The sequence below is a fragment of the Nitrospinota bacterium genome (genome assembly GCA_016217735.1).
GTDB lineage: Bacteria > Nitrospinota_A > UBA7883 > JACRGQ01 > JACRGQ01 > JACRGQ01.
Genome location: JACRGQ010000011.1, coordinates 1 through 22,648 on the forward strand (window position 1 = coordinate 1; position 22,648 = coordinate 22,648).

Consider the following 22,648-nt stretch of genomic DNA (forward strand, 5'->3'; position numbering starts at 1 on the left):
AACGTGACCGCGATCTGCGCCCACTTTGCGATGAAACAGCCCTCCGTGAGCCATCACCTGTCCGTGCTCAAAAAGGGGGGGATCGTGAAAACCCGCCGGCAGGGGAAAGAAATCCTCTACTCGGTCAACCGGAAGTACATAAGCTCCGTGATGACCTATTACTTCGCCCGGTTTGGCTTTATGGTCAAGGAGATGGATCCTTCCGGCCAGCCCCCGGGGGAGACGCCTTGACAATAGCCGCCGCTGAAAACGATAATAGCCACGGACACAAGTTAGACCGCAACCGGACGCATCGTGTGGAGGAAATACCGTTGCCGATAGACCATAAGGCCGTTGTACCGCGCAAAATGGCGATGGGGGGTATTCAGCAGCTGCTGGGAGCCGACCTGAAAGCGGTGGAAGAGGCGATCCGGCGCCATTACCAGTCGGATGTCGCCATGATCCCGCTGGTGAGCGACTATCTCACCAACGGCGGCGGCAAGCGGTTGCGCCCGATGCTGGTGCTCCTTTCCTCGTACCTCTGCGGCGCGGAAAGCGGCGACAGGGCGGTGATTCATTCCACCGTGGTGGAATACATCCACGCCGCCACACTCCTGCACGACGACGTGGTGGACGATTCCGGCACCCGCCGCGGCTTGCAGAGCGCCAACGCCAAATTCGGCAATTCGGTATCCGTGCTGGTGGGGGACTACCTCTTCGCCAAATCGTTCTCGCTCATGGCGGCCAACAGCTCGAAGGAGATTATCCGCACCGTCAGCGACGCGACCCGCAGCCTGGCCGAGGGGGAAGTGCTGCAATTGGTGTATATCGGCAACATTGAAATAACCGAGGAGCAATACCTCGACGTGGTCTACCGCAAGACCGGCGCGCTGATCACCGCCTGCTGCGAAATCGGCGGCTGGCTGGGCCACGCCACCCCGGAGCAGCGCCGCGCGCTCGCGTCGTTCGGCAAGAACATCGGCATCGCCTTCCAGTTGGTGGACGACCTGCTCGACTTCACCTCGGATCAGCGGACGCTCGGCAAGCCCGCGGGGCAGGATTTGGCCGAGGGGCATGTGACCCTGCCGATGATCCACGCGTGGCGCAACGCCGGCGACGCCGAAAAGACGTTCCTGCGCGAGACCATTAAAAACGAAGAACTCACCCGCCAGCGGATGCCGCGGATATTGGAGATCATCAACAAGTACGGCGGCATCGGCCATGCCGCCCGGATGGCCGAACACTATGCGGAAAACGCACTGGCGGAACTGGAACTGTTCCCCGGCGGCCCCTATCAGGAAGCGCTGGCGGGCCTCGCCGACTACATCATCACCCGCACCCACTAACCCGCGGCGCGCTTGGTACCACAGGATTCATCCTGTGGTTGTTTCCGAAGAAAACAAGAATGTTCGCCGAATGATTTCCGTGCCTCTCCGCGTTACTGACTGGCGGCGCGGCCCCGCACGATGCGGAGCATGTTACCCATGATCATCCGCTCTTCCGCGTCCAGCACCAGCCAATAACCCGCCGCGAGGAAAAGCGCCGTGTGCAGCGCAAGCGGCACAATAAACAGCCACGGCGGCAGCGGCGGCAGATACACAATGCCGAAAAGCGCTCCCAGCGCGGCGGTGCCGAGCAGGCGCATCAGAAACGGGAGCGGCGGCAACCCGAGGTGGCGGCATACGGCGGCGTTTATGGCGATGAACCCGATCAACTGCGTGATAAAGGTGGCGTAGACCGCTCCCACAAAACCGTATTTGACGATGAAGAAATAATCCAGCGCCACGTTCGCCGCCGCCACCGCCACGCCGATGCGCGCCTCCAAGCCGGGGCGGTCCACCGCTTTCACCGTCAGCGAGGTTATCACGCTGGCGGCGTTGATGAACCACGCGGCGAGCAGCCACTTGAGCGCCAGCGCGGCCGGCAAAAACGCCGGGCCGACCCACAGCGTAATCACCGGCTCGGCATAAACGAAAAGGAAGACCACCAGCGGCATCAGGGCAAGCGCCATCAGTTTGGTGCCCAGCTTGAAGCTCTTACGCACCGTATCCCCCATGTTCGCGCCGTGAAAGCCGGATATCATCGGGAACGCGGCGGTGCCCAGCACGCCGGCCACCTCGGTGAGCTTCATGGCGATGGTGTTGGCGATGGAATAAAGCGCCACGCTGGCCGGGTCCAGCAGAATGCCGATCATGTAGATGTCGCACTGGTAGACGGTGTGGCCCGCCGCCTGGCTGGCGGTGGCGGCGGCCTTGTAGCGCAAAAGGCCGCGCAACAGCGCGGGGTCGAAATGGCGGCGGCTGATTTCTATTTGCGGGTACATCCTGCGCAAGGTGAACCAGGCGGCGGTTTTCCAGAGCAGCCCCCCCAGCGTGATCGCCGCCACCGCCGCCTCGGCGCTGTTGCGCCAGCGGAGCGCCGCGAGAATCATCACAAGGATGAGCGTCTGGAATATCACCCGCTGCGCGTTGTACACGTCCAGCCGGTTCAGCCCCACGAAAACCTTGGCGAACATCGAAACCGGATAAAGCAGCCAGAGTCCCGCCGCGATCACCAGAAACATCCGGACGGCGCTTTGCATCAGCGGCGGCGCGAAAGAGAAGAGCGCCGGAACGCCGAAGAGCGCGAAAAGGGCCGTGAGCAGCGCCAACAGCAGCCCGAACCCGGCGGCGAAGAAGAAAAGCGTGCTCACCGTGCGCGAAAGTTTTTCCGCGTCCCGCGTCTCGCTCACCTTCTTGATGACCGTTTCGCCGATGCCGATATCGAGGTAGAGGAAGTATCCCGCCGTGCCCCCGACCAGCGCGAGGATGCCGAAGGAATCGGCCCCCATCTGCTGGAGAACAAGGCGCGTGCCGATGATGATGAGGACAAACTGCCAGAACGCCCCCGCCACGTTGATGATGACGTTGCGGGATACGGTCTTGACCGCGTTATCTATATGCATTCCCGCGATTATACCCGCTTGCCGCCTATTTCATAGGTGGCGTGGCGTTCTTCAGGTAGGTGCGAATTCATTCGCACAAACGGCCCACCGGGCCGATCCTGCTTTGGTGGCGCGGACACTCCTGTCCGCGTTGGCGTGCCAGCGCCAAAAAAAGTTGATCGGCCCTTTGGGCCGAAGACGGACAGGAGTGTCCGTCCCACCTGGGGAAGGGAGGGGTTAAGCGGGGGGGAAGCGGAGGGAGAAGGTTTCTTCAATGGCGGCGATGAGGGCGGCGTGCGCCGTTTCGCGCGTGAGGGAAGGGAGCAACGTTTTGAGGCCGATGGAGGCGTCGGTTTCCGCGCCCGTCACCAGTTCGCACAAAAAATCGGGCTGGGGCGAGAGCAGTATCGAGCCGTGCTGCAAAAAAACAGCTTTCGATTTTCGCCGCGCGCTGCCGACGAACTTTTTTCCGCCGCCGACAGTCGGCTCGTCCTCCGCCGCGCAGGCGAAGCAGGCGTTGCCGTCGTGGGAAACCCGGCTTTTGGCTTTTCCCGCGTCGGGCATCAGGCCGAGCTTTTCCAGAAAAAGGGAAAAGGCGGCGTGCCACTGTTCCCCCGTTGGGATAGGCAACAGGTCGTTGCGGCTGACGAAGCAGTAGGTGATCTCGTCGCCGTGATAGACCGCCGCGCCGCCGCCTATCCGCTTCACCACGTCGATTCCCAGCGCACGGCATTTTTCGGCATTCACCTCTTCCAGCTTTTGCCGCCGCCCCAGCGAGAGGGTGGGAGGATTCCACGAGTACAACCGGAGCGTCGCCGCGTACGGAAGGTTTGCCGCGGCGTAAAAGAGCGCTTCGTCCGCCGCCATGTTGGCCGCGCCATCGCGCGGCCCGTCGATAATGAGCCGCGCGGGCTTGGGATCAGACTTTTCGGATGTCATACATTCAGTCATCCCCTCCTTTGCAAGGAGGGGATACAGGGGAGGTTTGTTCAACCCCACCTGTATCCTCCCCTTGTAAAAACAAGGGGAGGAAATTTATCTTCACCGAATTACCCCGGGTTAGATGTGTAACCGGGATCAGCCGGGAAAAAGTGTTTTTTCAAACGAAGTTTCGTGCAAGGTGGCGAACCGTTCAACGGCGGCGTCAAGCGCCAGCGCGCCGTTGATGACGACCGCGATGCCGTTGCCGCCGGTAACGCCTATCACCTCGCACGGCACTCCCCGCTTTTTGGCGAGCGCCGCCACGGCATCCCGGTTTTCCGGCGAGACCGACAGGATGACGCGTGACTGCGATTCGGAAAACAGCGCGAAATCGGGCCGTAACGGGGTTTTGATATCCACCGCGCAACCGAGGTTCTTTTGCAGCGAGCACTCGGCCAGAGCGATGGCAAAGCCCCCTTCGCTGATGTCATGCGCGCTTTTCACCAGCTTTTTGTTCGCCAGTTCCTGCAACGCCTCGATGAGGGCTTTTTCTTTTTTCAGGTCGAGCTTGGGCGGCAGGCCCGCGTCGTGGCCGTGTATGGTCTTGAGGTATTCGCTGCCGCCGATTTCGCCCAAGTCGTCGCCCAGCAACAGGAGGATGTCCCCCGCGTCCTGGAAGAAAGAGGGGACGGCGTTTTCGACGTTTTCAAAGAGGCCCACCACGCCGATCATCGGCGTGGGGAAGATCGCCGCGTCGCCGGTCTGGTTGTAGAGGCTCACGTTGCCGCCGGTTATCGGCGCTTCCAATGCCGTGCAGGCGGCGGATATGCCGTCGACCGCCTGGCTGAACTGCCACATGATTTCGGGGTTCAGCGGCGAGCCGAAGTTGAGGCAGTCGGTGGCGCCTATCGGCTTCGCGCCGGTGCAGGCGACGTTGCGGGCGCATTCCGCCAGCGCGATTGCGCCGCCGGCGTACGGATCGAGGTAGACGTAGCGCTCGTTGCATCCGGCCGAGACGGCCAACCCGCGCTTTGTTCCCTGCACGCGCAGTACCGCCGCGTCGTGGCCGGGGCCGAAGACGGTGTTCACGCCGACCATCGTATCGTACTGCTCGGTGATCCATTTTTTTCCGCAAAGATTGAGCGACCCGGCGAGCGTGTAAAAGGTTTCGTTCAAGTTAGCCGGTTGCGGCACCGATGCGGTATCAAATGCCGATGTTTGCGCGAGGTAGGCCGGTTTTTGCATCGGCCTTTCGTATTTCGGCGCGGCGTCCACCACCGGCGACACCGGCATGTCGGCCACCAGTTCGCCGTGGAAGTAGAGCCGCACGTTCTTGTGCCCCGCTTCCACTTCGCCGATGGTGGCGGCTTCGAGATCCCATTTTTTCAGGATGTCGATGATCTTCCGTTCGTTTTCGGGCTTCGCCACCGCCAGCATCCGCTCCTGCGATTCGGAGAGCATGAATTCATACGGCTGCATCCGCTCCTCGCGGGCCGGCACGCGGTCGAGGTGCAGCGATATGCCGCTGCCGCCGCGCGACGCCATTTCAAAGGAGGAGGAGGTAAGCCCGGCGGCCCCCATATCCTGAATCCCTTCCACAATGCCGGCTTCGAATATTTCGAGGCAGGCTTCCAGCAGCAGCTTTTCGGTGAAGGGGTCGCCCACCTGCACGGTGGGGCGTTTCGATTCGCTCTCTTCGCCGAAGCTGTCCGAGGCCATCACCGCGCCGTGTATGCCGTCGCGCCCCGTTTTGCTGCCGATGTAGATGATCTTGTTCCCCACGCCGGAGGCATGGCCGAAAAACAGCTTGTCGCGCGGGGCGATGCCCACGTTCATAACGTTCACCAGTATGTTGCCGTTGTAGCACTCGTGGAAGCGCGTGTCGCCGCCGACGGTCGGCACGCCGATGCAGTTGCCGTAATGCGAAATGCCGTGGACGACGCCGCCGACGAGGTAGCGGGTTTTTTCGTGCGAGGGGTGGCCGAAGCGGAGGCAATCGAGCGACGCGACGGGGCGCGCGCCCATCGTGAAAACGTCGCGCAGGATGCCGCCGACGCCGGTTGCCGCCCCCTGCACCGGTTCGATGTACGAGGGGTGGTTGTGGCTTTCCATCTTGAAAACGGCGGTAAGCCCCTCGCCGATATCGACGACGCCCGCGTTTTCGCCCGGCCCCTGCACCACGTATTTGCCGGTGGTGGGGAAACGGCGCAGATGCACGCGCGTGCTCTTGTACGAGCAGTGTTCGCTCCACATCGCCGCGAAGACGCCCAGCTCCAGCAGGTTGGGGTTGCGGCCCAGATGTTTTTTGATCAGTTCGTATTCGTCGGCGGTCAGCTTGTGGTCAAGCGCGGTTTGCAGGGTGACTTCGGCGGTTTTCATAGAGCGGCATTATACCCTTTTCCCGCGCCCGGCTTAACCCGGATTATTCCCTTTTTTCGGGGGTGTCCGGGCGCGGCATCGGCCGTTCCGCTTCCGAAAGCTGCTTGCGCGGCACCGGCACCTTCAGGCGGTGGTCTTCCGGCACCGCGTCGTTTTCCCGCATGTTGTTCATTATCGCGACGTCAAAGGCGAGCGATTCGTCCTTTGAAACCTCCCGCGCGATGCCGCGGAAGGTATCCCCTTTTTTGGGGGTGTAAATAACAAGCGTGTAGGGCGCGGGGATGCCGGCTTTGCGGTCCCCTTTGCCGTACGGCATCCCCTCGACCGCGTCGAGGTATTCCTGCCGCTTCACCGCCAGGAACTTTTGCCCGCGGTTGGAGATGATGTCCCCCTTTTCGCCCACCTTGCTGATGCGCTCGATGGTATCGGGGTGGGTGGCGGCGAAGCCGTGGTATTCCTGCCCGGAAACGCGCTCCTTGAACTGGAGCGTGCGGAAGAGCTTCACCATCTGGCGCGGGTCGTACCCCGCGTCATATGAGTAGAGAAGGCCGAATTCGTCCGCCTGCATCTCCAGATCGCGGCCGTAGCCGAGCCGGTTGAGCTGCGAAAGGGTCTGCGAGGCGGCCACCCAGGCGACGGTGTTGGTGGCCCCCTGCCCGGTCGCCACGCTGGCCCCGAGGCCGGCGAATACCAGCAGGGTATCCCCCAGGCTTTTTTGCATCTGCTTGTAGCTGTGGTGGCCGATCACATGCCCCACCTCGTGCCCCATCACGCCGGCCAGCTCCGCCTCGTTATCCACATAGGCCAACATGCCGCGCGTCACATAAACATAGCCCCCTGGCACGGCGAAGGCGTTGATGGCGGGGTCGTCCAGCACGGTGAAGTGGAACTGGAATTCGGGGTCGTCGATGTTGACCAGCAGCTTTTTGCCGATCTCGCGCACATACCGCTGCAGCTTTTCGTTCTCCACGACGCCGAACGCCTGCCGGATCATTTTGTCGTAGGATTCCCCGATTTTGGCCTCTTCGCGGGCGTTTTCCGCGCGGACGGGGATGGCGGCCAACAGGAGAAGCAGCGTCAGCAGGATGCGTTTCATATTTTTCCAATGATAACACCAATTCGGGTAATATGGGGACACGATGTCGCAGATGGAAATTGATTTTAACGCCGCACCGCGCGCGCCGGAGCCGCAAAAGCCCCAAAAACGGACGGTTGTGTTCGATCTGGAAACCCGCCTTTCCGCCGACGAGGTGGGGGGATGGAACAACAAGCACTTGATGCGGGTGGCGGTTGGCGTGGCGTGGGATAGCGCCGACGGCCAGTTCAAGGTTTTCTACGAAGAAGACGTTCCCGCGCTTATCGCGTTGCTGAAAAGCGCCGATCTGGTGGTCGGTTTCAACTCGCGCAACTTCGATTACGGGGTGTTGAAGGGGTACACCGAAGAAAAACTGGAGCAAACGCTCCCCACCTTTGACATTCTGGAAGAGCTGGAAAAAAAGCTGAAGCACCGCGTGAAGCTGGACAGCGTGGCGCAGGCCACGCTGGGGCTGGGAAAGAGCGGCGACGGCCTGCAATCGCTGCGCTGGGTGAAAGAGGGCAAGATGGACTTGGTGCGCGACTACTGCATACAGGATGTGCGGGTGACGCTCGACGTTTTCCGCCACGCCATCGACAAAAAATTCCTGATGTACTCCGACCGCCAGGGAAAACCGCTCAAGGTCGCCACCGACTGGGATTTGGAAAAATTTTATAAAAGATAGGTGCGACACTCCTGTCGCACACAAAAACACTCCTTATTTTCCCGCCCGCCATGTCGGCCCTTGCGGGCCGATTGTGCGATTAAAATCGCACCTGCCTGAAGAACGCCATGCGTATCCTTTTGCTACCGGCGGACGGCGGAGAGGATGGCAAGCGCCGTCACTTGCGCGGCGTCGGCGATGAGCGCGTTGATGTCCGCCTTCTTCTTTCCCGTGGAGGCGGCGAAGATCGTGTCGCCGTCGAACATCGTGTGCGCGGGGACGACGGTGCGGGCCAGCCCGTCGTGCGCCGCCATCGCAATCCGCTTGGCCTGCGCCTTTGTCAACGCCGCGTCGGTGATCACCGCGCCGATGACGGTGTTGGACCCCGCGAAGCCAAAGGTTTTTTCGCCGGCGTAGGGGATTTTGTTCCCCTTCTTATCGGTTGCCCCCGCCACGATATGCCCTGTCGCCGGGTCGATCACGTTGCCGAAGGCATTCACCACCATCACCGCCGCGATGGTTATCTCCCCCGATTTTTTCACGATAACGCCGATGCCGCCCGCGTCCGGCGCGCAATTCCTGGAAAATTTTCCCACGCGTGCGCCGCAGCCCGCCCCGATGGCGCCGCTGCGCGTGGCGTAGGCCGCCTTTTTGCACGCGGCGTAGCCGTCTTTGGCGGCGGGGGCGGCCGCTTCGCCGTTGGCCCTGTCGTAGATGACGGCGGCGGGAACTATCGGCACCCGGTCATTACCGACGGCGAAGCCGATCTTCCGTTCAGCCAAAAAACGCATCACGCCGTCCGCCGCGGCAAGGCCGAAGGCGCTGCCGCCGGTAAGGAGGATGGCGTGGACTTCGTTGACGTGGCAGACGGGGTCGAGCAGGTCGGTCTCGCGCGTGCCGGGAGCGCCGCCGGCCACCTGAACGCCGCAGACGGCGGGGGCGTCAAACAAAAGCACGGTGCAGCCGGTTTTTTGCCGCGCCAGCGTTGCGTGGCCGATGCGGACGCCGAGCGCTTTCAGCGGAAGTTCGCGCGCCGCCACCGGGTTTATTTGAACTCCACCGCCAGCGCGGCCACGTCGTCGCGTATCGTCTCGCCGTCCCAGAAGGCGTCCACCTCGGCGTTCAGCGTATCCAGCAGCGCGCGGCAGTCATCGGCGCGGTGGGCCTGGACGAATTCCCGCAGCCGTTGCAGGCCGTAGAGTTCGCCGGCTTTGTCCGGCACCTCGAATATGCCGTCGCTGTAGAGCAGCAACTTGTCGCCGGGAACCAGCGTCACGGAGGTTTCGCCGAACACCGCGTCGGCGAACATCCCAAGGATGGTTCCCGGCGAATCCAGCGAAACGATTTCCGTCCGTTGCGCCGAGAAAATCATCGGATACGGATGTCCCGCGCGGCAGCCCGTGAGCGTGCGGGTGTCAAGGTCGGCCACGGCGAAAAACGCGCTGATGTAGTGATCCTCCGGTATCAGGCCGATGATTTTCATATTGATGCGGGTCATCATCTCGGCGGGGGAGGGGCGGACGGACGCCTCGTTGGCGAGAATGGTTTTGAGCACCGCCACGACGAGCGCGGCCGATGGGCCGTGGCCGGAAACGTCGGCGATGAGAAAGGCCACCTTGCCGGGGCCGTATTCCATGATGTCGAAAAAATCGCCGCCGATGGACGCGGCCGCGCGATAGTGCGTTTCCACGGTGATGCGGTCCTTGGCGGGGTGGGCGCCGGGCGCGGGAAGCATGGCGTACTGCACTTTTTCGGCGGTCTTCAGTTCCATGTCCATCAGCTTTTGCTGGCGGAGCAGCTTGTCCAGCAGTTCGCGGTTGTTATCGTGCAGCCGCTTGATGCGCAGCATCGAGCGCACGCGGGCCAGCAGTTCCTCCTCCTCGAACGGCTTGGTGAGGTATTCCAGCGCCCCTTCGTCCAGCCCGCGCACCACGTCGCCCAGCTCGCGCTTTTTGGCGGTCATCATGATGATCGGGATGTGGGCGCTTTCCGGGCGGTTGCGTATGTGGCGGCTCGCCTCGAAGCCGTCCATCTCCGGCATCATCACGTCCATCAGTATCAGGTCGATGCCGGGGTTGGCCTGCACCGTTTCGACCGCTTCGCGCCCGTTTGCGGCGGAATAGGTCGTGAAGTTGCGTGACTGGAGGATGACCTCGAGCAGGTATATGTTGTCCGGGTTGTCGTCCACCAGGAGTATGCACGGTTTGCTCATTGCGGTTTCCCTTAAAAATTGACGTTCATTATACCAGTTTCCGGCCGCGGCATGAGGCCCAAAGCGCGCCGCGAAACATGATACAATTCCACCATGATCAGAGCGTTTAAAACCGAGGTTAACCTCCCCTTCGAGTGGCGGATACGGCGCTTCGACGTAATCGACAGCACGGGGAAAACCGTGGCGCCGGTGCTGGACCTGCTGTATGACCCGGAAGCGCGCGAAGTCCGCTATGTGATGGTGGAAATCGGGGGGCTGTTGCGGATAGCCGGCAAGCGGCTGCTGATACCCGCCTCGCTGTTCATCCGGGCCGGCAGCGGCCAGGTGCAAGCGCTGCTTCCGCAGGAAATCCTCATCGGTTCCCCCATGCCGGAAGACGCCGAACAGCCCACACGCGGCGAGGAAGAAGCGATTTTCTCGTATTTCGAGACGGCCCCCTATTGGGAACCGCGGGGGTTGATCAAGAAGATCAAAAAAGAAGGGGAACCGGAATCCCCGCCGGTGAAGCCAACGGACATCAACATCGGCGAATTGAAAATGGAGAGCGATGATAAAGGGGCTGCCTAAGGAGCGGCTGGCGTTTTACGCGCTGGCGGCCGCCGGTGTGATCGTCTGCGCGCTGACCGAGCTGGAAAAATACTCCCCCGCCGTGGCCGCCATCTGCGGCGGGCCGGAAAGCGGCTGCGAGACGGTGCGGGCCTCGCGGTATTCGTCGCTGTTCGGCATATCGCTGGGGTATTGGGGGTTGGCCTCCTATGCGGCGCTGGTGGCGCTGTACCGGCGCAACGCGGCGTGGGCCGGCCTCTTCGCCGGCGTGATGGCGGGGGCTGAATTTTATTTTGCCTACTTGCAGATTTCCGTGATTCAGGCTATTTGTATTCTCTGTATGATTCAATTCGCCATCGTCATGTTGCTGGGCGTCCTGCTGTTCGCCACGGCATTTCCCCCCGCCCGGCGATGGAAATACCGCGCCGCGATGCTGGGGCTGGCGGCCGCCGCGTTCGCGGCCTTTTTCGTGCCGCTGAAGGTTCAGGCGGCCGGGCCGATCATGGGCCGCGCCGAAAGCATCACCAGCACGGGCAACCCGGCGTCGCCGTACCGCATAGAGTTTTTTTCCGACTACCAGTGCCACTACTGCAAGCAGAACGAGATGGCCGAGCGCCAGATCATGAAGGAATATCCGGAAGCCTTCATCGTCTTCCGCGACTACATCATCCAGTCGCACCCCTATTCGCCGATGGCCGTGGCGTACGCCAACAGCGTCGCCTATTACCAGGGGAAGGAGATGTACCTGAAAACCCGCTCAGAGATATTCGACAACCAGGAAACGATACTGGACTATCTCAAGGTGAAACTCCCCTCCATGCGGCAGGACAAAACGATGGAGGACGCGGTGAACGAGAAACTGAGGAATGACCTTGCCCGCGCCGAACAGCTGAAGATAACGGGCACCCCCTCGATAGCGCTCGTTAAAAACGGCGAGGTCCACCGCGTGCTGCGCGGCTACCTGCCGTACGACAAACTGAAGCCGGAGTTGGACGAGTTCGTCGGCCGCAAGGCCCAGTAACCCCCGCCGATGGAAATCCCGCTGAACGAACGCCAACGCGAGGCGGTGGAGCATGTATTCGGCCCGGCGCTGGTGCTGGCCGGCGCCGGTTCGGGCAAAACGCGCGTCATCACCGCCCGCGCCGCGCGGCTGGTCGAGATGGGCGCCTCCCCCTGGTCCATCCTCTGCGTCACGTTCACCAACAAGGCGGCGCATGAGATGAAAGAGCGCATCGCGCGCCTCCTCGGCATCGACGTGGGGCGCATGTGGATATCCACCTTCCACGCCACCTGCCTGCGCATACTCAAAACCGAGTGGCCCAAGCTGGGCTTCGCCGCGATGCCGGTGGTGTTCGACGCGTCGGACCAGAAATCGCTGGTGAAGGCGATCTTGAAGGAGAAGGGAATCGACGACAGCGAGCTGCCGCACCGCAAGGTGATGGGGCTTATCAGTAAATACAAGAACGACCTCAAAGGCCCGGAACATATGGCCGCCGACGGAACGCAGCGCGCCGGCAAGGTTGTGGCCGAAATATTCTTCCAGTACCAGCAGCGGCTGAAGGAAAACAACGCCGTCGATTTCGACGACCTGATGGTGCAGGTCATCCGGCTGTTCGAAACGCGCCCCGAAGTGCTGGAGACCTACCGCGGCTACTTCCAATTCATCATGGTGGACGAGTTTCAGGACACCAACCTGGTGCAGTACCGCCTCATTTCCCTGCTGGGGAGCGGCCACAACAACATCTTCGTGGTGGGGGACGACGACCAGAGCATCTACCGCTGGCGCGGCGCGCGGGTGGGAAACCTCCGCGACTTTGAAAAAAATTTCAAGGGCTGCAAGGTGATCCTGCTGGAGGAGAACTACCGCAGCACCGGCAACATACTGAAGGCGGCCCACGGCGTGGTGGCCGTCATCGAGGGACGCAAGGAAAAGACCCTCTGGACCAAAGCCGCCCCCGGCGAACCGATAACCCTGACGACCACCGCCGACGAACTGGACGAAGCCGACTTCGTGGCGCGCGAGATAAAAAAAGCGGTGGATGAGGGACGGCGGCGATACGGCGACGTGGCCGTCTTCTACCGCACCAACGCGCAGTCCCGCGTTATTGAAGAAGCGTTTAACCAAAAGGGAATACCGTACCGCGTGTACGGCGGCCTCAAGTTCTACGACCGGAAGGAAGTGAAAGACCTGATGGCGTGGCTGCGCCTTGCGATAAACGGAACCGACGAGATAAGTTTTCAGCGCGCCATCGCTTTCCCCCCGCGCGGCGTGGGGGCCGCCAGCATTCTGAAGCTGAGGGAATTCGCCCGCGCCAACAACGTATCCCCGCTGGCCGCCTGCACGATGGATAACGGCGTCTCCACCGCCGCCAAAAAGAGGCTGCTGGAATTTGGCCGGCTCATCGGCGAAATCAGGGACGCGGCGGGGGGAATGCCGGCGGCGGCCGTGATAAAGTTCACGCTGGAAAAAAGCGGCTACATCGAGGCGCTGCGCGAAAAGAAAACGGCGCAGGACGACGGCCGCGCCGAAAACCTCCAGGAACTTGCCAACGCGCCGTACGCCAACGAACCGATAACGGAATTCCTGGAGCGGACCGCGCTGCAAGCGGAAGCCGACCTCGTGGACGAAAAATCCGACGCCGTCTGCATCATGACGCTGCACGTATCGAAGGGGCTGGAATTTCCGGTGGTTTTCATCGCGGGGCTGGAAGACGGCCTGCTGCCGCACGCCAACAGCCTGAAAGACGGCGACCAGATGGACGAAGAGCGCCGCCTCTGCTATGTGGGAATGACCCGCGCCATGCGCAAGCTCTACCTCACCCACGCCATGAGCCGCCGCACCTTCGGCCAGCGCGATATCGCCAAGCCTTCCGTCTTCCTGCGGGACATCCCCGAAGACGTCGTCGAACAAAAATTGAGCTACCACGCCAACCGCGTTCCCGCCGGCGGCCCGGCGGGCGGATTCGGCGGCGGCTATTCCGGCAAGTATGCCGGGGGCGGGAAGCGGTGGTGAAAGACCTCGGCCTCATCCTGAAAGACATCAGGATCGAGCACACGCTTTTCGCCATGCCGTTCGCGGTGATGGGGGCGTTCATCGCGGCCGGGGGAATGCCGGCCCCGCGCCTGCTGGGGCTTATCCTCGCGGCGATGGTCTTCGCCCGCAGCGCCGCGATGGCCTTCAACCGGCTGACCGACGCCCGGTTCGACGGCGGCAACCCCCGCACCAAAGACCGCCCGCTGGCATCCGGGCGGGCGCGCCGCGCGGCGTACATCGTTTTTACCGCCGTCATGTCGGCGCTCTTCGCCGCCGTCTGCCGGTTCATCAATCCGCTCGCCTTTTACCTTTCGCCGGTGGCGCTGGCGGTGGTTTTCTTCTATTCGTTCACCAAGCGGTTCACCCCCTACTCGCATCTGTTTCTCGGCATCGCGCTGGCGCTCGCCCCGGTGGGCGCGTGGATAGCGGTGACGGCGGCGGTGGGCCCGCCGCCGCTGCTGCTCGGCGCGGCGGTTGTCTTTTGGCTGCTGGGCCTCGACATCATCTATAGCTGCCAGGACGTGGAGCACGACCGGGCGCTGGGCCTCTTTTCCATCCCCTCCCGCTTTGGCGTGGCGCGGGGGCTGCGGCTTGCCGCCGGGGCGCACGCGGCGATGATACTGTTCCTCGTGGCCTTGTGGTACGCGGCGGAAACGCTGGGGTGGATATACCTCGCGGGGGTCGCCTGCACCGCCGCGCTGCTCTGGTATGAGCACCGGCTGGTGCGGCCGGACGACTTGCGGAACGTGAACGTGGCGTTCTTCAACGTGAACGGCATGATATCGGTGGGACTGATGGTTTTCACCCTCGTGGATATTTACAAGCGATGACGGACGCGCCGGACCGCGAAGGGCATCGCCAACGGCTGCGGGAAAAATTCCTCCGGCACGGCCTCGACAAATTCACCGACGAGGAGATCGTCGAGCTGCTGCTCACGCTCGCCACCCCGCGCCGCGACTGCAAGCAGTCCGCGCGCGAGGTGCTGGGAAAATTCAAAACGCTCCGCAACGTGCTGGAGGCGGAGCTGGCCGACCTGACGCAGGTGAAGGGCGTCGGCCCGGCCAATGCCTTCGGGATAAAATTCATCCACCAGATCACCCGCAAATTCCTGCGCGAGAGAATGATGGGAAGGCCGTACCTCAACAACAGCGAAGAGGTGCTGGATTATCTTGACCACGCCATGCGCGGCCTGAAACACGAGGTGTTCCGCGTGATTTACCTGAGTTCCGCGCATGAGATCGTGGACGAAGAGGGCATAGCCGCGGGCACCGCCACGGAAGTGCCGGTGACGCCGCGGCAGATAGTGGAACGCGCGGTGAAAAGCGGCGCGGCCGCCATCGTGCTGGCGCACAACCACCCGGGCGGCGAGCCGTTGCCGTCGGACGAAGACCGGGCGCTCACGCGCGAGACCGGCTTCACGGCGGCGGTGATGGGGGTGCGGCTGCTGGAGCATCTGATCATCGCGCCGGGCGGGCATTTCTCGTTCGCCGCCGAGGGGATTTTGGGGGATTACGAGGCGGAATATAACCGCGTCACCGCCCGCCTCTTCCGCTGACCCGCGTTTTTTCCCGTGGTACCCGTGCAGGTCGGCCCTTGCGGGCCGATGTACACATTAAAATGCGTACCCACCGCGGCAATCGGGATTAACCGCGGGACATTTTTTTGAGGCAGGCGAGCAGCAGCTTCATGCTCCCCACGCTGATCACCAGCACCAGAAAACCATCGATGTTGCGCTGCCGTATGCCAAGGCCGACGCGGGCCACCAGCGCGTGGCGCATGAACGCGGGATCGCCGCCGGCGCCGGTCAGGATGTCCTCTTCCGCTTCCACCATCGCGGGGGGAAGCAGCGTCAGCGGCGTTTCCACCGTGTTGCCGAAGGCGCTGAGGCAGGAACTGATTATGATGTTGCCGATTTCCGTGGCGCTGTCGCGGTAGACCTCTTCCTCGTCCAGATCCGCTTCGCCGCTCAAAATAAGCCCCACCAGTTCGCGCAACTTGTCCGGCGGGAGGATGAGGAACGCCATGCCGTGAAAATCCCCCTTGAACCCCTGCTGCAGGGTGATCACTTTCCCTTTCAGGTTGAAGCTATCGCGCAGCGAGGCGGTCAGGGCGGCGCGCTCCACCAGCTCCACTTGCGGGATGGAGAGGTCGATTTTGAGGCCGGTGAGCTTTGAAAGCGAATCGGCGGCCTTGCCGACGCCGATGTTGAATACTTCCGCGATGGAATCTTTCTGTTCCGGGCTGAGCTGGACGGTCCCCAAACCGAGGGCGCCGCGGATATTGTCGACGATGCTGTTGATCTTCGCCAGTTGGGTTTTGATCGGCTTTGCGATGAAAAAATCGGCCCCCAGGCTGAGCGCGGTCTGGCGGCTTATCTCCTGCACGTCGGCCGAGAGAACGGCGATTTTCCCCTTCTTGCCGCGCTTTTTCACCTCCTCGAGGAATTCGAACCCGCTCATCTCCGGCATGGTGAGATCCAGGAAGGTGAGGTGCGGTTCCTGCCCGAAGTAGGTTTGCAGGCCGGACGCGCCGCGGTGCTCCTCGATAACATCCACGTCGTCATATTCGCTGAAGATGTAGTGCTTGAGCAGGTTGCGCGACAACTTCGAGTCGTCGATCAGCAGGGCGGTCATTTTTTTCGCGGTCATTTCGTCTCTCCTCATCCCCGCCCGCCGATAGGCACATAATCGCGTTTGGCCGCGCCGGTGTAAAGCTGGCGGGGGCGGCCGATGGCGCGCTGCGGGTCGTTGATCATCTCGTGCCACTGGGTAATCCACCCGATGGTGCGGGCGATGGAGAAGAGCACGGTGAACATGTTGGTGGGGATGCCCATCGCTTTGTAGATGATGCCGGAGTAAAAGTCGACGTTCGGATAGAGCTTGCGTTCGATGAAGTACTGGTCCTTGAGCGCGATCTCCTCCAGCTTTAACGATATTTCCAGCAGCGGGTCGCTGCCGCTGGTGGTGCTTAACATCTCCTTGGCCATTTTGGCTATGATGCGGGCGCGCGGATCGTAGTTTTTGTAAACGCGGTGGCCGAAGCCCATCAGCCGGAAGGTGTCGTTTTTGTCCTTGGCGCGCGCGATGAATTTTTCGATGTTCTTCGGATCGCCGATCTCCTCCAGCATCCGGATCACCGCCTCGTTGGCGCCGCCGTGCGCGGGACCCCACAGCGCCCCGATGCCGGCGCTCACCGCCGCGAAGGGGTTGGCCTCGGAGCTGCCGGCCAGCCGCACCGTGCTGGTGCTGGCGTTCTGCTCGTGGTCGGCATGCAGGATGAAGAGGAGGTCCAATGCCCTGGCATGCACCGGGTTCACCTCGTAGTCGTCCGCCGGCACGCTGAACATCATGTTGAGAAAGTTCGCGGCGTAGCTCATTTTGTTGTTGGGGTAGACCATCGGTTGTCCGACGCTGTGCTTGTAACAGGCGGCGGCGATGGTCGGCATTTTGGCGATCAGCCGGTGGGCGCTGATTTCCTGATGCCGCAGGTCGCCGATCTCCAGCGAGTCGTGGTAAAAAGCCGATAGCGCCCCCACCACCCCCACCATGATCGCCATCGGGTGCGCGTTGTGGTGAAAGCCCTGATAGAACGTCCGCAGCGATTCATTCACCATGCTGTGGTGCGTCATGATCCGGTCGAAGTCGGCGTACTGTTTTTTGTCCGGCAGCTCGCCGTAGTAAAGGAGATAACAGACCTCCGGGTAACTGCTCTTTTCGGCCAACTGTTCGATGGGGTATCCGCGGTAGAGCAGTATCCCTTCTTCGCCGTCGATGAAGGTTATGGCGCTCTTGCAGCTGCCGGTCGATTTGAAGCCGGGGTCGTAGGTGAATATTCCCAGCTTTTGGTAGAGCGTCGAGATGTCCACCACATCCGGCCCGTGCGTCCCCTTCAGCAGCGGAAACTCGGCCGATGTGCCGGTGGCATTATTGGTGACCGTAACGGTATCCTTGCCCATGCCTTGCTCCTTAATAGAACACGCCAAGCCCTTTAGTCCCTGATAATCCGCTTATTCTATCCCGGATGGAGAACGGAGGGTAGTGTTTTTTCCGTTACTTGGGCGGCATCATCCCCTTCCCCGCGATTTTACCCGTGATTTGGGATTGACTTTAAACTCCGGTTAACCCATTATCACAAAGCGGGGTAGAGCAGTCTGGTAGCTCGTCGGGCTCATAACCCGGAGGTCGCAGGTTCAAATCCTGTCCCCGCAACCAATGATTCTTAATGGCCCGGAGGTTTCTTGAAACCTCCGGGCCTTTTTTATTTTCTCAGCCGATGAAGCGGCGGATGCGCGGCAGCAGGTCGTTCGTGTCGACCGGCTTGGTGGAAAAATCATCCGCCCCCAAGCTCAGCGCCTTTTCGCGGGTTTCCATGCTGTCGTCGGACGTAAGCATGATCACCGGGATATATCTGAGATTCTTGTCCTCCTTCATGCGCATCACCAAATCCAGCCCGTTCACCGCCGGCATCCAGATGTTCGATACCACGAGGTCGATCCTCCCTCCCCCGCGCAACAGACGGAGCGCCCCTTCGCCGTCGCGGGCCTCCAGCAGGTCGGAACCCAGCGGCGCCAGATACTGTTTCAGCAGCGCCATCTCCGCCGGCTCGTCGTCCACCAGCAGAATGCGGGGCCGCTGGTTGAGCGGCAGCGTAACGAGAAAGGAACTCCCCTTGCCCGGCTCCGACCGCAGCGTCAGCGTGCCGCCGTGCGCGGCGATGATTTCATTGCTGAGGGGGAGTCCCAGCCCGCTCCCGGTTTCGTTGTTGGTGCCGGGGGTCGACGTCTTCTTTTCGTAGCTGAACAGGTGCTCCGCCCGCTCCGGGGGAATGCCGGCGCCGTTATCGGCAACGCAGATGGCGGGGGGGCTTTCGCCGGCCATGGATACCGTCACGGCATCCCCCGCGCGGCTGAACTTGATGGCGTTCGAAAGGAGGTTGTAAAACACCTCGGCGATGAGCGTTTCATCGGCGTATATGCGGCTGCCCCGCGGCACTTCGTTTTTTACCGCTATCTCTTTTTGGGCGGCGGACTGGCCGCATTGCGCGAGCGCCTTGTTGACGGCGGCGCAGGCGTCGATGAAGCGGAACCGCGGGACGATCTTGCCGCTGCGCACGCGGCCCAGATGCAGCAGGTCGTCTATGAGCGCCGCCATCTTCCGGCCCGACTCGATGGCGTATCTCAGCCCCTCCCGCGATTCCGGGGAGATGCGTTCCGCCTCTTTGTGCTGGATAATCTGCATAAAGCCGAGCATCGTCCCCAGCGGCCCCTTCAGGTCGTGGGAAACGAGCGAGACGAATTTGTCTTTCAGGACGGTGGCGGCCTCCGCCTCCTCCTTCGCCGCTTTCAGTTTATCCACCGCCGCCTTGCGGTCGGTGATATCCATGTTAGTGCCGGTTAATTTGACCGGTTTGCCGTCCGCGCCGGCAATGACCTCGAACTTGGCGTGAAGAACCCGCTCCTGCCCATCCGGCCTGATTATCCGGATGTCAAACTCAAAGTGCGGAATCTTTCCCGACAAAATATCCGGAATGCCGTCCTCTATTATTTTCCTGTCGTCCGGATGAACAAATCCCATGAAAGTATTAAGCGTAGGCTCGGAGACCCCGGGTTCGAAACCGTAAATTCTATGTAATTCGTCCGAGCATATTATCTTGCCAGTGTGAACATCCATCTCCCAACTGCCGAGATGCGCGATTGACTGGGCGGCCGCCAGCGCTTTTTCGTGCGCCACCAGCAAGTCCATCGTCTTTTTGCGTTCGGTGGTGTCGCGCATGATGAGCACATAGTAAATTTTCTGGTCGATGATGCATTCCGAGATGGTGATTTCAACGGGGATGGTTCCGCCCCCTTTTTTTATCGCGGCGGCCTCAATGGTGTCCGATGCGGCATCTCCCGCCCAGCCGCCGAGAAAGGCGATATACCCTTCCACCAGTATCTTCAGGTGGGCGTCGGGAATGATGGCGGAAATGTTTTGGCCCACCAGTTCCATCCCCCGGTATCCCAGAATGCGGTGGGCGGAGCGGTTGGCGGTCTGGACGGTTCCTTTCGTATCGATGCGGAGAATGCCGTCGGCCGTCGATTCCAGGATGGATCGTATCTCCGCGCTTGAAGAGGCGAACTTGGCGGTGCGGACGCGAACCTGCCCCTCAAGCGATCCGGTGAGGGCGCGCAGGTTTTCCTCGGCCTCGGCGCGCGCGGCGAGGTCCTTGAGCAGTTCCTTGTAAAACAGAACGTAGGTGAGCGCGCCGGCCACCAGCGTCAGCAACCCTATATCCAGCAACATTTCGGCCAGCGGGGAAATGACTAAAAAAAATTGCAGCAGGAGCATGATGAGGGATTCCGCCAACACGATGGATGCCGTCAGGACGACAAAGAGGCGGAAGCCCTTTTCACGCCGCCAGGCCGCCGGTGATGTTTCGCCTGGGTTATCCACGCGCGCCCCTACCCCGCCACGTCCGTGTGCGCCAGCCGCTTCAGCGCCTCGGCCGCCTCGGTGAAATCCGGCTGCAAACGCAGCGCGGTCTCGTACTCCGCGCGGGCCTTTGCCAAGTCGCCGATGTGGCGGTAGGCGGCGCCGAGGTTATGGTGCAGGCCGGGATCGTCCGGATCCAGTTTCAGCGCATGATGGTAATAGCCGATGGCCAAGTCGTACTGGTTGAGTTGGCGGCTGCATATGCCGAGGAAATTGTAGAGGCGGGAATCGGAAGGATTCACCTCCACCGCTTTTTCAAAAAGGCCGACGGCGTCCTCGAACAGCCCCTGCCGCACATATGTTTCGGCGGCCGTGCAAAGGGTGATCTGGTTTTCCGGGTCGTATTTCAGCGCCTTGTGCAGGCAGAAACGGGCTTTTTTCTGGTCGCCGTCAATGAGGAATATCTCGAACAGCGCCACCCAGTCCTCGGCGTTGTCCGGGGTGATGTCCGCCGCCAGCCCCACGATCTTCATCGCTTCTTCGTATTGTCCCAGCTTGCGGTAGACGAGGATCAGATTGTTGTACGCGGAGAGCAGGAGCGGATAGAGATGGATCGCCGCATTGAACTCGTCGCGCGCCATGGCCATTGTCACCCCGTTTTGCCCTTGGGCCGCCTCGCCGGCATAGGCCCGCCCCAGCCCCACATGGAGCTTGGCGCGGCCGCGGTTTTCCTCTTCCGGGCTGTAGGCGTTAATCGCCTTGATGAAGAACTCCTCCGCTTTGGGGTAATCTTCCGCGCGCAGGTAGGCCTCGCCCACCTTCAGCAGGATGTCGGAGGAGGAGGGGTCGTTCTTCAGCATCTCCAGCAGTTCCCCCAGCTCCTCAAACGATTTTCCGGCCCTTCGGTACGCCAGCGCCAGTTGGCGGTGGGCTTCCCGGTTGTCGGGGTCGATCCTGAGCGCCGTTTTCGCGTGGGGGATGGCCGATTCGTATTTGTTGCAGCCCATATAGATGTTCACCAGGCTTAGATGGGAGGCAACGTGCCACGGCGCGTATTTGCGGAGGTGCAGGATGTTGGCGACGGAACGGATGTAAATATTTTCAAGCTGCGAGGGGAAGTTCGCCACCCGCTCGCCGCTGGCAAGCTTTTGCATCAGCTTTTCTATGGCGGCCTTCCGCCGCGCGTCCTCCCCGCGGATGAGCGCCAGCGCGATTTTCTCCAGCGCGGCGGCCAGCGATTCTTTGGCGATGGGGGCCGGCAGCAGGCAGGTGGTTTCGGGAAGGCCCGCGGCCCCCTCCCTCCCGACGCCATAAATGATGAACGGCACGGCGGGAGCCACCTCTTTTTCCCCCAGTATTTTGGTCAGTTGGAGGCCGGTGCCCTTTTTGAGGTCGTTGGCGGCGATAACGAGGTCGTAATAGTTCCCTTTCGGGTGGCCGGCCAGGACGAACATGATCGAACCCTGGCTGGGGCTTTCATCCAATATGGAAAGCGACATGGTGTCGTCCCATTTTTCGAATGGGAGTTCGCGCAACAAAGCGCGTATCTCCTTGCGCTCGAACGGATTTTCGGCTGCGATAAGGATTCTCATTGTTGCAATGGCGGCACGTATCCCCGCCTCCCTCTATCTATATCACCCTTAGCTTAAGACCGGTTAAGCGCCGCTCTTTTCCCTATACCGCGTATTATAACTCACAATGCGGCGCATGGCGAAATCTGCCCCCACCGCGTTTTCCGGGGCTGGCGGCGGGTCAGCGGCGGGTCAGCGGCGGGCCAACGCGCGGAGGCGGTCGTACTTCGTGAACGTGTGGAAGGCGGAAAGCGCGCAGGCGATAAGCCCCGCCACGCCGTCCAGGAACCCGGCCTTCAGCACATACATTTTGAAAAAGGTGAAGAAGGGGCGCAGCGTCTGGTCGGCAAGACCCGCCCGCTTCCCGTTTTTGAACGCCTCGCGCGCCCCGACGCGCGTGAAGTGGTCGATGGTGCGGAAGTGGGCGTGAATGGTATCGAAGGAAAGATGGTAGATGTCGCCGCGCAACGTCAGTACCGGCCCCTCCACCATCAGCGTGTCGTGCGGGTCGATGCCCCCCCAGCGGGCCTTCTCCTTTTTCACCAGCCGCACCTTTGGCGCCGGGTACCAGCCGCAGTGGCGTATCCAGCGGTTGATGTAAAACACCTTGCGCGGCATGGCGTAGCCGTTGGCGCGCGGGGCCTCCATTTCGCGGGCGATCTCGGCGCGCAGCGCGGCGGATACCCGCTCGTCGGCGTCCAGCGAAATCACCCACCCGTTGGCGCACGATTCCAGCGCGAAGTTTTTTTGCTTGATGTGGCCGGGCCAGTCCCGCTCGATCACCCGTGCGCCCGCCGCGGCCGCCAGTTCGCGCGTCCGGTCGGCGCTGTGCGAATCCACCACCACCATCTCATCGGCCCACGCGAGACTTTTGAGGCAATCCCCTATCTTCCGCTCCTCGTTCATGGCGATGACGGCGGCGGAAATTTTTTGC

19 protein-coding genes and 1 tRNA gene are annotated in these 22,648 nt (G+C 61.7%); 9 read left to right on the top strand and 11 right to left on the bottom strand.

Annotated features, from left to right (window positions below):
* Both HZA03_01495 and HZA03_01500 read left to right on the top strand, forming a co-directional pair.
* A partial coding sequence (locus HZA03_01495) for a helix-turn-helix transcriptional regulator (protein MBI5636623.1) occupies positions 1-231 on the top strand: 231 nt, incomplete at its 5' end.
* A complete protein-coding gene (locus HZA03_01500; protein MBI5636624.1) occupies positions 228-1,325 on the top strand; it encodes a polyprenyl synthetase family protein in 1,098 nt (365 codons plus the stop codon). The genes HZA03_01495 and HZA03_01500, both read left to right, overlap by 4 nt.
* 92 nt (positions 1,326-1,417) lie before the next feature.
* Here the strand turns inward: HZA03_01500 and HZA03_01505 are convergent, their stop codons facing one another.
* The 4 genes from HZA03_01505 to HZA03_01520 form a co-directional block, all read right to left on the bottom strand.
* Positions 1,418-2,923 carry an oligosaccharide flippase family protein gene (locus tag HZA03_01505; protein MBI5636625.1) on the bottom strand — a complete coding sequence of 502 codons (1,506 nt, stop codon included), beginning with the start codon at positions 2,921-2,923 and terminating at the stop codon, positions 1,418-1,420.
* Between the two features lie 216 nt (positions 2,924-3,139).
* Complete coding sequence (locus tag HZA03_01510) at positions 3,140-3,841, bottom strand: hypothetical protein (protein MBI5636626.1); 702 nt, start codon at positions 3,839-3,841, stop codon at positions 3,140-3,142.
* 138 nt (positions 3,842-3,979) lie between these two features.
* A complete protein-coding gene (gene purL, locus HZA03_01515; GenBank protein MBI5636627.1) occupies positions 3,980-6,202 on the bottom strand; it encodes a phosphoribosylformylglycinamidine synthase subunit PurL in 2,223 nt (740 codons plus the stop codon).
* Positions 6,203-6,245: 43 nt separating this feature from the next.
* Entirely contained in the window at positions 6,246-7,298 is a 1,053-nt protein-coding gene (locus HZA03_01520) for a M48 family metalloprotease (protein MBI5636628.1), read from the bottom strand.
* Positions 7,299-7,350: 52 nt separating this feature from the next.
* On the opposite strand from HZA03_01520, the gene HZA03_01525 reads away from it, so the two are divergent.
* Positions 7,351-7,962, top strand: coding sequence for a ribonuclease H-like domain-containing protein (locus tag HZA03_01525; GenBank protein MBI5636629.1), 612 nt, complete (start codon positions 7,351-7,353; stop codon positions 7,960-7,962).
* Between the two features lie 122 nt (positions 7,963-8,084).
* Here the strand turns inward: HZA03_01525 and HZA03_01530 are convergent, their stop codons facing one another.
* Entirely contained in the window at positions 8,085-8,981 is an 897-nt protein-coding gene (locus HZA03_01530) for a P1 family peptidase (GenBank protein MBI5636630.1), read from the bottom strand.
* A 5-nt stretch (positions 8,982-8,986) separates the two neighbouring features.
* Complete coding sequence (locus HZA03_01535; protein MBI5636631.1) at positions 8,987-10,153, bottom strand: SpoIIE family protein phosphatase; 1,167 nt, start codon at positions 10,151-10,153, stop codon at positions 8,987-8,989.
* A gap of 93 nt (positions 10,154-10,246) precedes the next feature.
* Between HZA03_01535 and HZA03_01540 the strand changes: the two genes are divergently transcribed.
* Genes HZA03_01540 through radC form a run of 5 tightly spaced genes read left to right on the top strand, consistent with a single transcriptional unit; the run spans position 10,247 to position 15,288 of the window.
* The gene (locus HZA03_01540) at positions 10,247-10,720 is read left to right on the top strand and encodes a PRC-barrel domain-containing protein (protein MBI5636632.1); all 474 of its coding nucleotides are present in this window, start codon (positions 10,247-10,249) and stop codon (positions 10,718-10,720) included.
* Positions 10,701-11,720, top strand: coding sequence for a thioredoxin domain-containing protein (locus tag HZA03_01545; GenBank protein ID MBI5636633.1), 1,020 nt, complete (start codon positions 10,701-10,703; stop codon positions 11,718-11,720). Before HZA03_01540 ends, HZA03_01545 begins: the two co-directional genes overlap by 20 nt.
* 9 nt (positions 11,721-11,729) lie before the next feature.
* On the top strand, positions 11,730-13,712 hold the full coding sequence (locus HZA03_01550) for a UvrD-helicase domain-containing protein (GenBank protein MBI5636634.1): 1,983 nt from the start codon (positions 11,730-11,732) through the stop codon (positions 13,710-13,712).
* Complete coding sequence (locus tag HZA03_01555; protein ID MBI5636635.1) at positions 13,706-14,563, top strand: 4-hydroxybenzoate octaprenyltransferase; 858 nt, start codon at positions 13,706-13,708, stop codon at positions 14,561-14,563. Before HZA03_01550 ends, HZA03_01555 begins: the two co-directional genes overlap by 7 nt.
* On the top strand, positions 14,560-15,288 hold the full coding sequence (gene radC, locus HZA03_01560) for a DNA repair protein RadC (GenBank protein MBI5636636.1): 729 nt from the start codon (positions 14,560-14,562) through the stop codon (positions 15,286-15,288). Before HZA03_01555 ends, radC begins: the two co-directional genes overlap by 4 nt.
* 88 nt (positions 15,289-15,376) lie before the next feature.
* Here radC and HZA03_01565 read toward each other — a convergent pair whose 3' ends face one another.
* A complete protein-coding gene (locus tag HZA03_01565; GenBank protein ID MBI5636637.1) occupies positions 15,377-16,381 on the bottom strand; it encodes a response regulator in 1,005 nt (334 codons plus the stop codon).
* A gap of 11 nt (positions 16,382-16,392) precedes the next feature.
* On the bottom strand, positions 16,393-17,688 hold the full coding sequence (locus HZA03_01570) for a citrate synthase (GenBank protein ID MBI5636638.1): 1,296 nt from the start codon (positions 17,686-17,688) through the stop codon (positions 16,393-16,395).
* 179 nt (positions 17,689-17,867) lie between these two features.
* Between HZA03_01570 and HZA03_01575 the strand changes: the two genes are divergently transcribed.
* A tRNA-Met gene (locus tag HZA03_01575) sits at positions 17,868-17,944 on the top strand.
* A gap of 54 nt (positions 17,945-17,998) precedes the next feature.
* Here the strand turns inward: HZA03_01575 and HZA03_01580 are convergent.
* From HZA03_01580 to HZA03_01590, 3 genes are all read right to left on the bottom strand, one after another.
* On the bottom strand, positions 17,999-20,164 hold the full coding sequence (locus tag HZA03_01580; GenBank protein ID MBI5636639.1) for a PAS domain S-box protein: 2,166 nt from the start codon (positions 20,162-20,164) through the stop codon (positions 17,999-18,001).
* A gap of 8 nt (positions 20,165-20,172) precedes the next feature.
* Positions 20,173-21,735 carry a tetratricopeptide repeat protein gene (locus tag HZA03_01585; GenBank protein ID MBI5636640.1) on the bottom strand — a complete coding sequence of 521 codons (1,563 nt, stop codon included), beginning with the start codon at positions 21,733-21,735 and terminating at the stop codon, positions 20,173-20,175.
* A gap of 171 nt (positions 21,736-21,906) precedes the next feature.
* Positions 21,907-22,648: glycosyltransferase family 2 protein (locus HZA03_01590; GenBank protein MBI5636641.1), on the bottom strand; the 742-nt coding region annotated here is incomplete at its 5' end.

Bases quoted from the DNA above. Each gene is read 5' to 3' on its own strand.
- purL (MBI5636627.1), bottom strand. From the start codon at position 6,202: ATGAAAACCGCCGAAGTCACCCTGCAAACCGCGCTTGACCACAAGCTG.
- HZA03_01520 (MBI5636628.1), bottom strand. From the start codon at position 7,298: ATGAAACGCATCCTGCTGACGCTGCTTCTCCTGTTGGCCGCCATCCCC.
- HZA03_01535 (MBI5636631.1), bottom strand. From the start codon at position 10,153: ATGAGCAAACCGTGCATACTCCTGGTGGACGACAACCCGGACAACATA.
- HZA03_01570 (MBI5636638.1), bottom strand. From the start codon at position 17,688: ATGGGCAAGGATACCGTTACGGTCACCAATAATGCCACCGGCACATCG.
- HZA03_01505 (MBI5636625.1), bottom strand. From the start codon at position 2,923: ATGCATATAGATAACGCGGTCAAGACCGTATCCCGCAACGTCATCATC.
- HZA03_01550 (MBI5636634.1), top strand. From the start codon at position 11,730: ATGGAAATCCCGCTGAACGAACGCCAACGCGAGGCGGTGGAGCATGTA.
- radC (MBI5636636.1), top strand. From the start codon at position 14,560: ATGACGGACGCGCCGGACCGCGAAGGGCATCGCCAACGGCTGCGGGAA.
- HZA03_01565 (MBI5636637.1), bottom strand. From the start codon at position 16,381: ATGACCGCGAAAAAAATGACCGCCCTGCTGATCGACGACTCGAAGTTG.
- HZA03_01540 (MBI5636632.1), top strand. From the start codon at position 10,247: ATGATCAGAGCGTTTAAAACCGAGGTTAACCTCCCCTTCGAGTGGCGG.
- HZA03_01525 (MBI5636629.1), top strand. From the start codon at position 7,351: ATGGAAATTGATTTTAACGCCGCACCGCGCGCGCCGGAGCCGCAAAAG.
- HZA03_01585 (MBI5636640.1), bottom strand. From the start codon at position 21,735: ATGAGAATCCTTATCGCAGCCGAAAATCCGTTCGAGCGCAAGGAGATA.
- HZA03_01545 (MBI5636633.1), top strand. From the start codon at position 10,701: ATGATAAAGGGGCTGCCTAAGGAGCGGCTGGCGTTTTACGCGCTGGCG.
- HZA03_01510 (MBI5636626.1), bottom strand. From the start codon at position 3,841: ATGACATCCGAAAAGTCTGATCCCAAGCCCGCGCGGCTCATTATCGAC.